Source organism: Frankia tisae, from assembly GCF_025403405.1.
GTDB classification, from domain to species: Bacteria; Actinomycetota; Actinomycetes; order Frankiales; family Frankiaceae; genus Frankia; species Frankia tisai.
In genome coordinates this window covers 1-10,760 of sequence record NZ_JANEZT010000237.1, presented here as the reverse complement: position 1 = coordinate 10,760, position 10,760 = coordinate 1, and the positions used below count along the sequence as shown (strand labels likewise).

9 protein-coding genes are annotated in these 10,760 nt (G+C 73.9%); all 9 read right to left on the bottom strand.

Annotated elements, in window-relative coordinates:
• Nucleotides 1-211: 211 nt before the first annotated feature.
• A complete protein-coding gene (gene pheT, locus NBZ85_RS20705) occupies nt 212-2,767 on the bottom strand; it encodes a phenylalanine--tRNA ligase subunit beta (protein WP_261558545.1) in 2,556 nt (851 codons plus the stop codon).
• Between the two features lie 4 nt (nt 2,768-2,771).
• Nucleotides 2,772-3,875 carry a phenylalanine--tRNA ligase subunit alpha gene (gene pheS, locus NBZ85_RS20700; protein ID WP_308205035.1) on the bottom strand — a complete coding sequence of 368 codons (1,104 nt, stop codon included), beginning with the start codon at nt 3,873-3,875 and terminating at the stop codon, nt 2,772-2,774.
• Between the two features lie 172 nt (nt 3,876-4,047).
• The gene (locus tag NBZ85_RS20695) at nt 4,048-5,337 is read right to left on the bottom strand and encodes a sensor histidine kinase (RefSeq protein ID WP_261558535.1); all 1,290 of its coding nucleotides are present in this window, start codon (nt 5,335-5,337) and stop codon (nt 4,048-4,050) included.
• A complete protein-coding gene (locus tag NBZ85_RS20690) occupies nt 5,331-6,197 on the bottom strand; it encodes a TrmH family RNA methyltransferase (RefSeq protein WP_261558532.1) in 867 nt (288 codons plus the stop codon). The genes NBZ85_RS20695 and NBZ85_RS20690 overlap by 7 nt, the downstream gene beginning before the upstream one ends.
• Nucleotides 6,198-6,217: 20 nt before the next feature.
• Nucleotides 6,218-6,598: a 50S ribosomal protein L20 gene (gene rplT, locus NBZ85_RS20685; protein ID WP_261558530.1), complete on the bottom strand. Its 381-nt coding sequence runs from the start codon at nt 6,596-6,598 to the stop codon at nt 6,218-6,220.
• Nucleotides 6,599-6,705: 107 nt separating this feature from the next.
• On the bottom strand, nt 6,706-6,900 hold the full coding sequence (gene rpmI / locus NBZ85_RS20680) for a 50S ribosomal protein L35 (protein ID WP_261558528.1): 195 nt from the start codon (nt 6,898-6,900) through the stop codon (nt 6,706-6,708).
• Between the two features lie 96 nt (nt 6,901-6,996).
• A complete protein-coding gene (gene infC / locus NBZ85_RS20675) occupies nt 6,997-7,578 on the bottom strand; it encodes a translation initiation factor IF-3 (RefSeq protein WP_261558527.1) in 582 nt (193 codons plus the stop codon).
• A 380-nt stretch (nt 7,579-7,958) separates the two neighbouring features.
• A complete protein-coding gene (locus tag NBZ85_RS20670; protein WP_261558525.1) occupies nt 7,959-8,954 on the bottom strand; it encodes an SseB family protein in 996 nt (331 codons plus the stop codon).
• A 78-nt stretch (nt 8,955-9,032) separates the two neighbouring features.
• The coding region (locus tag NBZ85_RS20665; RefSeq protein ID WP_261562433.1) for a hypothetical protein at nt 9,033-10,760 on the bottom strand (1,728 nt) is incomplete at its 5' end.

Genomic DNA, 10,760 nt, shown 5'->3' with positions numbered 1-10,760 from the left:
GTGGTGGGGGGGTCTGCGGGACCGGGCCGCGAGGCCGGACGTAAGCCTGGCGTCCGTCGACGACTTCGACGTCCATGGCCATGACATGCACCCACGTCGACGCCTCGATGATCCGGACCGAGCGGCGCGGACACACCGTTCTGATCACAACCGACTACGCGGCCTGGAGCACCTGGCGATTCGGAAGCACTCGCCTGGGCTCGCGGGCTGCCTAGGCGCGCAGGGCGGCGCCGGTGCGTTGCGCGGCGAACTCGACGGCTGTGTCCCGCACCGCGTTCGCCTCGGCGGCGGTCAGCGTCCGGTCCCCCGCCCGCAGCCGCAGGCCGAAGGCGAGTGAACGCTGCCCTGCGCCGACCTGGGCGCCCTCGAACACATCGAACAAGGTCAGCGACTCCAGCAGGTCACCCGCGCCCTCGCGTAGCGCCTCGGTCACATCGGCGACCGGCACCTGCGTCGGGACGACGAGGGCCACATCGCGATCAGCCGGTGGGTAGGTGGAGATCACCGGCGCGACGACCGGCGGCGCCGCCGTGGCGGCCTCGACGAGGACGTCGAGGCTGAGCTCCATCGCGACGGTGCGCGGCGGCAGGCCGGCGTCGCCGAGCACCCGCGGGTGCAACTCCCCGGCGAAACCGACAAGCAGGCCCCCGACGGACAGCTCCGCGCAGCGGCCGGGATGCCACGGCATGGCGTCACCGGCCGTGACGGTCAAGGTGATCCCCACCGCCTCGGCGACGACCTGAGCTGCGTCGACGGCATCCGCCCAATCCGCCTCGCGGCCCGGGGCCGACCAGCCGGCCGGTTCGCGGCGACCGGTGAGCAGCGCGGCGACATGCCGGGCCTGCTTGGGCAGGACCGAGTCCAACGCGGCAATCTCCTCGACGGACGGTCGGCGGTCCACCGGCGGCGTCGGTACCCGCACGGGCGCGCCGGGCTGCTCCCGGAAGACCCGGCCGCTTTCGAACAGGGCCAGATCCTGCTGGCCCCGGCCGATGTTGCGCACCGCCGCGGCGATCAGCCCGAACAGCAGGGTCGTGCGCAGATAGGCGGCATCCTCGGCGATCGGGTTGGCGACCCGGACCGCCAAGCGCCGCTTGTCGTCCGCCACCAGGCTGAGCGCGTCGGCCGCGTCCGCGGGCACGAACGGCAGGGTCAGCACCTCGACGAGGCCGGCGTACGCCAGCGCCCGGCCCACCGCCCGGTGCATCCGCTGCGCCGGGGTCAGGCCGCGGCCGGCGGGCAGCAGCGGCAGGGTCACCGGGATCGTGTCGTACCCCTCCAACCGCATGATCTCCTCGACGAGATCCGCGGGCCGGGTCAGATCGGGCCGCCACGACGGCGGCGTGACGACAAGGACGCCCTCGCCGGCGGCGCTGCCGTCGGTGGCGGCGTCGGTGGCGGCGTCGGTGATCGTGCAGCCGACGTCGGCGAGGCGGTGGCGGACGACCTCGGCGGAGTACGTCCGGCCAGCCAGCCGCTCGGGCTCGCGCAGGGGCAGCAGCACCGGCGCGACGGCCGGCCGGCGATCGAGGTCGGTCACCCCCGGCGCGGGGTGGGCGCCGGCGAGCTCGACGAGCAGGTCGACGGCCGTCGCCGCCGCGACCGGGGCGAGCGCCGGGTCGACGCCGCGTTCGAAGCGCCGCGAGGCCTCCGAGGACAGCCGGTGGCGCCGCGCGGTGCGGGCGACACTGATCGGGTCGAAGTGGGCGGCCTCCAGCACAATGTCGGTGGTCTGCGCGGAGATCTCCGTGCTCGCGCCGCCCATCACCCCGGCCAGCGCGATCGGGCCGGTGTCGTCCGCGATGACCAGGTCCTCGGGATCGAGGGTGCGTTCGACGCCGTCAAGGGTGCGCAGCGTCTCCCCGGCCTCGGCCCGGCGCACGACGATGGCGCCGGTGAGCTTCGCCCGGTCGAAGGCATGCAGCGGCTGACCAAGCCCGAGCAGCACGGCGTTGGTGACGTCGACGGGCACGGAGATCGGCCGCATCCCGCTCAACGACAGCCGCCGGGACCAGCCCAGCGGCGTGACGGCCGCGGGGTCGACGCCGGTGACCACCCGGGCGACGTACCGATCGCATCCCGCGGCGTCCTCGACGACCACCGGATATGCCGACCCGATCGCGGCTGACCCGATCGCGGCTGACCCGGACGCGGCTGACCCGGATGCCGGGGCGCCCGGGTCGGTGAAGGGAAGCCCGAAGGCGGTCGCCGCCTCCCGGGCGATCCCCCGCACCGACAGCGCGTAGCCACGGTCGGGGGTGACGGCGATATCGAGGACCTCGTCGGCGAGGTCGAGCAGCTCGGTGATGTCGGCGCCGAGCGGTACCGACGGTGGGAGCACGAGGATGCCGTCGTGGTCCTCGCCGAGGCCCAGCTCCCGGGCCGAGCAGATCATCCCGTCGCTGACGTGGCCGTAGGTCTTGCGGGCCGTGATGGCGAACCCGCCGGGCAGCACCGCGCCGGGCAGGGCGACGGGCACCCGGTCCCCGACGGCGAAGTTGTGCGCCCCGCAGATGACTCCCCGCACGCCGGAAGCGGACGGGGCCTCGCCGCCCGCCACGCGAACCTGGCACCAGCGGACGGCCTTCTTCTTCGTCTCCACGATCTCGAAGTCGACGATCTCCCCGACGACGACACCGGAGACATCGCCTCCGACGCCACGCAGCCCCTCGACCTCGAAACCGGCGCGGATCAGCGCGTCGGCGACCGCCCGGGTGGGCGGCAGCCCCTCGACGTACTCCCGCAGCCAGGACATCACGATCAGCATCTGCTCAGACCTCGATTCCGAACGGGAGGCCGAACCGGACGTCACCGTCGACGAAGTCGCGGATCTCCCGGACGTCGTGCCTGATCATCGCGGCGCGTTCCAGGCCCATCCCGAAGGCGAAGCCGCTGTAGCGGGCCGGGTCGACCCCGGTGGCCCGCAGCACGTTCGGATCGACCATGCCGCAGCCACCGATCTCGATCCAGCCTTCGTCCGAGCAGACCCGGCAGGGCTGGCGGGCCGATTCGCCGCGGCAGGCGAAGCACTGCACGTCCAGTTCGGCGGACGGCTCGGTGAAGGGGAAGAACGACGGGCGCAGCCGGGTCGACAGCCCGGAGCCGAACAGCGCCTGGGCAAAGACCTCCAGCGTGCCGCGCAGGTCGGCCATGGTGATGCCCTCGTCGACGGCGAGACCTTCAAGCTGGCCGAACACCGGCGAGTGGGTGGCATCGATGGTGTCGTTGCGGTAGGTCCGTCCCGGGCACACCACATACACCGGCAGCGGCCGGTCGAGCAGGGAACGGATCTGCACCGGCGAGGTGTGGGTGCGCAGCACCCGGCCGGAGTCGGTGGGCTCGACGTAGAGGGTGTCGTGCTCGCTGCGGGCCGGATGGTCGGGGGCCATGTTCAGGGCCTCGAAGTTGAACCAGTCGTGTTCGACCTCGGGGCCCTCCGCGACCTCGTAGCCCATGGCGACGAACACGTCGACGAGCCGGTCGGAAAGCGAGGACAGCGGGTGGCGGGCGCCGCGGCGGCGGCGCGCCGCGGGCAGGGTGACGTCGACGCGCTCCTCGACCAGCACGCGGGCGTCGCGTTCGGCGGTCAGCTCGGCCAGGCGCGTGTCGTAGGCCGCCTGCGCCTCGGCGCGGGCGGCGTTGTGCCGGCGGCCGGCGTCGGCGCGCTCCTCGCGCGGCAGCGCGCCGAGCTCGCGGCGGGCCAGCACCAGCGGGGCGGCGGCGCCCTGCACGTGGGCGGTGCGGGCGGCGGCCAGCGCGTCGAGGTCGGCGGCGGCGCGGATCGACTCCCGGGCCGCGGCGACGGCCGCGGCGAGCTGGTCGGGGTCGAGGGCGTGGACCCGGGACGGGTCGACAGTCTCTCCAGGGGCGGGCACGGTGCTCATCCTCGTATCGTTTCGCTGGGCAGAGATCGCCCGGCCGGAATGGGCCCCGGCGGGCGAGAAAGGCCAGGGGGCAGCAGCAGCGACGGCGGCGGCGGCGCGGAGTGCGCCCGATGCCGCCCGCGAACTGCGCGGGGCGCCCGCCGGTCGATCGTGACGCTCGGCCTCAGCCGAACACCGGACCGCCGGCGGGCACGAAAAATCGGAACTCGGCGCCGCCGCCCGCGGCCCGGCCGACCGAGATGGTGCCGCCGTGCGCCTCGATCAGCGCCTTGGCGATGTACAACCCGAGTCCGGTGCCGTTGCCACGGCTGGCACCGCGCCAGAACTTCGTGAACACACGCGCGGCGTTCGATGCGGACACGCCGTCGCCCTCGTCGGCCACGCTCACCTCCGTGCCGGTGTCGCTGCCGCGCAGCAGCACCGTCACAGTACCCGCGCCGTGGCGCAGCGCGTTGTCGACGAGGTTGTGTAGCACCTGCTCCATCTTGTCCGGGTCGACCCACATCTCGGGCAGCTCGCCCTCCTCGCGGACGTCGAACCGCCCGGCGTCCGCCGCCCCGGCCGCAATCTTGCCGTCGACCACCGAGCGCACCCGGGCGGGCAGGTCGACGATCTGCTTGCGGACCTGGATGCGGCCCGAGTCGATGCGGGAGACGTCAAGCACCTCGGCGAGCAGGCGGGTAACCCGGTCGGCGTCGGTGTTGACCGTGTTCAGCATGAGCTTCTTCTGCTCGTCGGTGAACCGGTCCCACTTGGCCAGCAGTGTCGCCGTGAAGCCCTTCACACTGGTCAGCGGCGAGCGCAGCTCGTGGGCGACGGTGGCGACGAGGTCCGCCCGATTGCGCTCCAGCCGCTCCCGGCTCAGGGTGTCGCGCAGCGACAGGGAGACCCGGGCCAGCCGGCCCGCAACCCGGGTGAAGCGGACGGTGACGTGAAAGTCACGGTCGTGCACGGGGCCGGCGTAGGTCAGCCGTCGCTCGGGCTGTCCGATGACCCGCGGCAGCTCCCGGCTGAGCGCCGAGCACTCCCACCAGTCGTTTCCGCGCTCGTCGAGCAGCGGGAGCACCTCGGTGAGGTGGCGGCCGACCGCGGTCGGCGCGGGCACGCCGATCAACCGGACCGCGGCCCGGTTGAACACCTCGACCGTGCCGACGGCGTCGGTCACGACGACCGCGTCGGGCAGCAGATCGAACGCGGCCGCGGGTAGCGGCCCGTCCAGCGCGGCCGAACCTGCGCCGGCTGCGCCGTGGTCGGTCTCGGCGGGGTTCGCCGAAGCGCCGTGGTCCTGCGCGGGCTCGTCGTCAGCAGTCATGGCCTCGCCTGATGCCGGGGCGGCGGTGATGGGCAGGCCGGGCGAGCGGCCCGCCGCCGAAACGGATGCACCGGCGGGAGCCGGCGGCGGCTGCTGCACGGTCGGCGCCTGCTCGGATGTCGATGCGACGGTGTTCACCACCGCCGACCACCTCCTCCGGTGCCGTCAGTACCGGACCTACCCGTTCTCTGCGCCCGCGCCGATGCGTATAGGCACAGGGCGGACGCAACCGCAAGATTCAGGGACTCGGCCTGACCGTACACCGGTACCCGCAATGCCGCGTCTGCGGCGGCCAGGCCGGCGGGGTCGAGCCCGTGCGCCTCGTTACCAAACAACCAGGCAGTGGGCCCGTCGAGCTCGCCGGCGTCCACCGCGGTGTCGAGATCACGATGGGCGGCGCCCGAGGTCGCGACGATTCGGCACCCCCGTGCGCGCAACCCCGCCGCCACGTCGGCGAGCGCCGGTTCGACGATCACCGGGAGGTGGAAGTGGCTGCCGGCCGACGACCGCACGCACTTGCCGCCGAACGGGTCGACACCGCCGCCGGTGAACACCACCGCGTCCGCCCCGGCCGCGTCGGCGCTGCGGATCACGGTGCCGGCGTTGCCCGGATCGTTCGCGCCCACGCACACCGCCACCAGACGAGGAGCGGCCAGATCGGCGAGCCGGTGGCCCGGCAGAGCAGCGACGGCGACGAGCCCCTGGGGGGTGACCGTCTCGGACAGTGCCGCCGCGGCCTCGTCCGTCACGATCCGGACGGGCACCGCGGCGGCCCGCAGCAGATCGCCGTGGCGGGCCGCCGCCGACACGCCCACGAACACCTCGAGCAGACCACCCGCGGCGACGGCCGCGCCAACAGCCTGTGCCCCCTCGACGAGGAAGCGGCCCTGCTCGCGGCGCTCCGCCGGGCGCCGCAGGCGCCGGGCGGAGCCGACCCGGGCCGACCGCAGCCCGGCAACCGGCCCATGATCGGGCGGCGGGAGCACGCGGGCGGCGGGCACGGGTCGGCGACGCGACGGGCTCAGACGGCGGTCGGCTCCGGCGCCGCCGCCAGGGCCGCCCGGGCCACCTCGACCAGCGCGGTGAAGGCCGCGGCGTCGTTGACCGCCAGGTCGGCGAGGATCTTGCGGTCCACCTCCACGCCGGACAGCTTCAGACCCTGCACGAAGCGGTTGTAGGTCATACCGTTGGCCCGCGCCGCGGCGTTGATCCGAGTGATCCACAGCTGCCGGAAGTCGCCCTTGCGCGCACGGCGGTCCCGGTAGGAGTAGGTCATCGAGTGGAGCATCTGCTCCTTGGCCTTGCGGTAGAGCCTCGAACGCTGGCCCCGGTAGCCGCTGGCCTGTTCCAGGACCGTACGGCGCTTCTTCTGGGCGTTGACCGCCCGCTTCACGCGTGCCATGAGGGCACCTGTCTCCTTCGTTCGTGTGCATCCGGCCGGCCGGGCCGGGATCGATCACCGCACAGGGCGGGCCGGTCACCGGGGCCGGAGTCGTCAGCGGGGCGCGATCAGCTGGAGAGAAGGCGCTTGATTCGTCCTGCGTCTGCCTTCGTCAGCGGCACCACGCCGTCCAGCCGACGGGTGCGGCGGCTGGACTTGTGCTCCAGGAGGTGGCGGCGGTTGGCCTTCTGGCGCAGCACCTTGCCGGAGCCGGTGATCCGGAACCGCTTGCTCGCGCCGCTGTGGGACTTCTGTTTGGGCATGTCGACATCCTGACGGTTTACGGGGGGTGGTCGAACGATCGACGCGGCGAGGTCCGGACGGTGGGAGCACCACCGCGCGGACCCACCGGAATCGGATCAGACGTGGCCGGCCGGTTCCGGCAGCCGCTGCGGCTTGGAGCCCTTGTGCGGGGCCATCACCATCGTCATGTTCCGGCCGTCCTGCTTGGGCTGGGCCTCGACGTAGCCGAGTTCGGCCACGTCGGCGGACAGCCGCTGGAGCAGGCGGATGCCGAGCTCCGGCCGGGACTGCTCCCGGCCGCGGAACATGATAGTGATCTTGACCTTGTCGCCGGCCCGCAGGAACCGCACGACGTGACCCTTTTTGGTCTCGTAGTCGTGCGGATCGATCTTCGGCCGCAGCTTCATTTCCTTGATGACGGTCTGGACCTGGTTCTTCCGAGCTTCCCGACGCTTCTGGTCGGACTCGTACTTGAACTTTCCAAAGTCCATCAGCTTACAGACCGGAGGACGAGCGGTCGGAGCGACCTCTACGAGGTCGAGATCGGCCTCCTGCGCCATGCGCATGGCCTCACCGATCGCAACGATGCCGATCTGCTCGCCTTCCGCGCCGACGAGGCGTACCTCGGGGACGCGGATCCGGTCATTGATGCGGGACTCTGTGCTGATGTGTTCCTCCGTTGCTCGACGCGCGGGCATGACCTCACCGCAGCGGAGCACCGAGCCTGGCCGCACCAGGCTCCCGGCCGACAACCGTGGGAACGGCTCGGCCGACCGGCGACCCGGCCACCGTGGCCGCAGCCCGGGTCTCGGGCCAGTCGGCACTCTAGACACCCCGTGGAGGCGGCGCCATTCGACAGCATCGGGTGGAGGGCGAACCCCCGCTTGGTCCTGCCGGACAGGCTCCGTGCCCTCGCCAGGACCGTCGCGAACGACGGCACCATCGGATGGGTGGAACCAACCGGCAATCGGTCTGAGGCCAAGAGTAGCACCACACCGCCGAACAGGACGATCACGGAGGCGGCCGGTCGCCCCGAACGGGCGACGACCATGTTCCGCCGGCCGACCGGCGGGCGGACTCAGCGGCGAGGCCGCGACCTCCAGCGCCGCTCGGAGCGCAGGCCACGGCCCAGGAGCCGGCGCACCGCCCGAGCCTGACCGGCCTCGACCACCAGCACCGCCACCGCCACCGCGGGTTCGGGCGCGGGCGCGGGCGCGCCAAGCCTGCCAGCCGCGACCGTCGCGGCTGGCAGGGACGTCGAGGCTGGCGGATGTGTCGGCACCGTCGAAGCCGAGCCGCCGGCCTCGGGGTCCGCTGCCAAGAGCTGGGACAGCCGGCGGGCGGTTGCCTCCCCCACTGCCGGCGAGGCCCCCGCCGGCCCATGAACCGCGACGGCGAGAACGGGTCGCGGGGCCGCCGCGCCGGGCCCCACCAGCTCGGCCGGCCAGACCTCGACCCGTTCCATGATCGAAAGCAGGGCCTCCCGTACCCGAGGACGGGCCAACGGGCCATCGGGGGTGGTGGGCCGGCGCAGCGCCGTCAGGGCGAAATCGGCAGGCGACTCCCCCCGCCCCCCGCGCTGCGGCGCGTCCGCGGCGGCGACTGCGCGATCGGCCTCGGCGTCGTTAGCTGGACCGACCGGCATGTCGACGCCGCCGGGACCAATCATCAGGCTGGTCGAGTACGGGCCGGCGACGTCGATCACCACCGCGTCCAGGCCGAGTCGGACCGCCTCCGCCCAGGCATCCGGGGCGGTCACCGGGACGGGGCGGGCTGCCTCGCGCCAGGCGGCGAGCGTCGTCACGCTGGAGAAGATCGGTAGAGCGCTGGCCCCGGCGGGGGTACGCAGCGTGGCCAGCGCCATCTCGCTGGTCTTGTCGGCGCCGGTGGTGGCGTCAGCCGAGGTGAGCATGGCCTCGATCGCGACGAAGACCCGGGCCCGGCGCAGGGCGTCGGCCAGGGCGGCAGGGTCGACGCGACCGGTCGGGCCGCCGGCGGCGAGCACCCGGACGAGGGTCTCGTCGGCCGCCCCGTCGTCTCCCTGCCCGGCCGGAGTCAGCAGATGGCGTGCCATTCTCCGCAGCCTAGACGAGTCGCCGGTGCCGGACCGGCACGAGCAGCCCCAGGGCCTGGTGCCCGTCGGCGCCGTGAATCAGCTCCCCGGAGACCATGCCGCGACGCGGGCGTCACCGGCCGGGGCGGCAAGTGCGGGGCGGGCCAGCACCGCCGCCGGATGGGAGCCGGGCAGCGGGGCGGTGGCGATCGCACCGGCGAGCCGCTGGAACGCGAACCGGGTCCGCCGTCGCAGGCGGAACCAGTTGATCGGACGGCTGTCGGCGAGCCCCGAGTCGAACGGCACCGGAACCGTCATATACGCCCGGTCCTCCAGATGGTCCAGGCGCATCCGGGCGCTGCGGCTGAGCCGGGACGGGTAGGTCTCCACAATGGCGACGATGACGGTGGCGGCGAGGTCACCGCGGCCGGCCGCGATGAGTGCGGTCAGCGCGTCGTCCGCACTCGCGATCTCGGCCTCACCGGCGCGGACGGTCAGCACGAGCAGGTCGGCGCGGGCGAGCAGGGTGGCGGGGACGGGCTGGTTCCAGCCCGGCGGCGCGTCCGCGACGACGACCGGGTACCAGTGGCCGAGCAGATCCAGCGCCCAGGCCAGCTCCTCGGGTAGCAGGCCGGGGCCGGCAAGGTCACGCATCCCGGCCAACACCTCCAGCCCACCCGACCCGTCGGAGGCCAGGAAGCGGCGGACGTCCTCAAGCGAGGAGACCGGCGGGACCGCGCTGGCCAGCTCCCGCAGGCCGACCCCCGGGGGCATGAGGCCGACCCGGTGCGCAAGCAGCCCGCACTGGTCGGGGGAAGCGTCGACGGCCACGACCCGGTGGCCATGGTGCGCCGCCATCGCCAGGCCGACCCCCGCGGCGACGGTCGTCCGCCCGCCGCCGCCGCCGAACCCGCCGACCAGCACGCGCCGGCCCCCGGTCCGGGGACGCTGGTGGGCGAGCCCGTCGGCGCCCGCCGGAGCCGTGCTTGCCACCGGTGCGGGCGCAGGCTGCTGGGCAATTCCGGCGACCCGGGGCGCCGCGGCAAAGGAGCCCGCCGTTCGGACCGGTGCCGCGGGGGCCCGCCGGACCGGCATGTTCGGCGGGGGCGGGGGAAGTGCGGGCGCCGCGGAGATCGGCTCCGCCCACGGGCCGAGGACGGTGAACTCCTCGCCGGCCCGCCGCCGGTCGCCGGTGGCCGGATCCCCGTCACGGGGAGTGCTACCGCCGCCGGGCGAGGTGTCATCGGGCCGGGGGCCCTCGCCGCTCAGGGAAACGTCGCCGCTCAGGGGGACGTCGCCGGTCCAGGTCAGGTCCGGGGCCTGGTGGATCTCGGCCGGGGTGAGGGCCGCGCCAGGGCGGTTGACGTCGAAACGGCTCGCCTCGCCCCAGTGCAACGGGGTGGGCTCCGCTGCCGCGGGCCGGGGAGTGCCCGCGGGCCGGGGGACGTCCGCGAGCCGGGCAGTGTCCACCACGCCCGGTGCTGGCTGCGCTACCTCCGGCACCTGCCATGGCGCGCCGGGATTGGCGGGGAACGGCAACGCCGGAAGCTCCGGCCGCACCGGGGCAGCAGCCGGGTAGAAGGAGGCCGACGCGACATCCGGATACGGCAGGGGCAGCGCGGCCCTGGGCGACTCGATGGCCGCAGGCCCGACCGCCGAGGCCGGGTCAATCCCCATGGGGTGGGGCGCACCGGGCCACGGATGGTCGGGCGGTTCGGCGGCGGAACCCCCGACGTCTGCGGGTGGGAGGCCCGCGGATGCGGGTGGGAGGCCCGGCGGGAGGATCGAACCGGCCGCGGGCACGAGGACGGTCATGCTGCCCCAGCT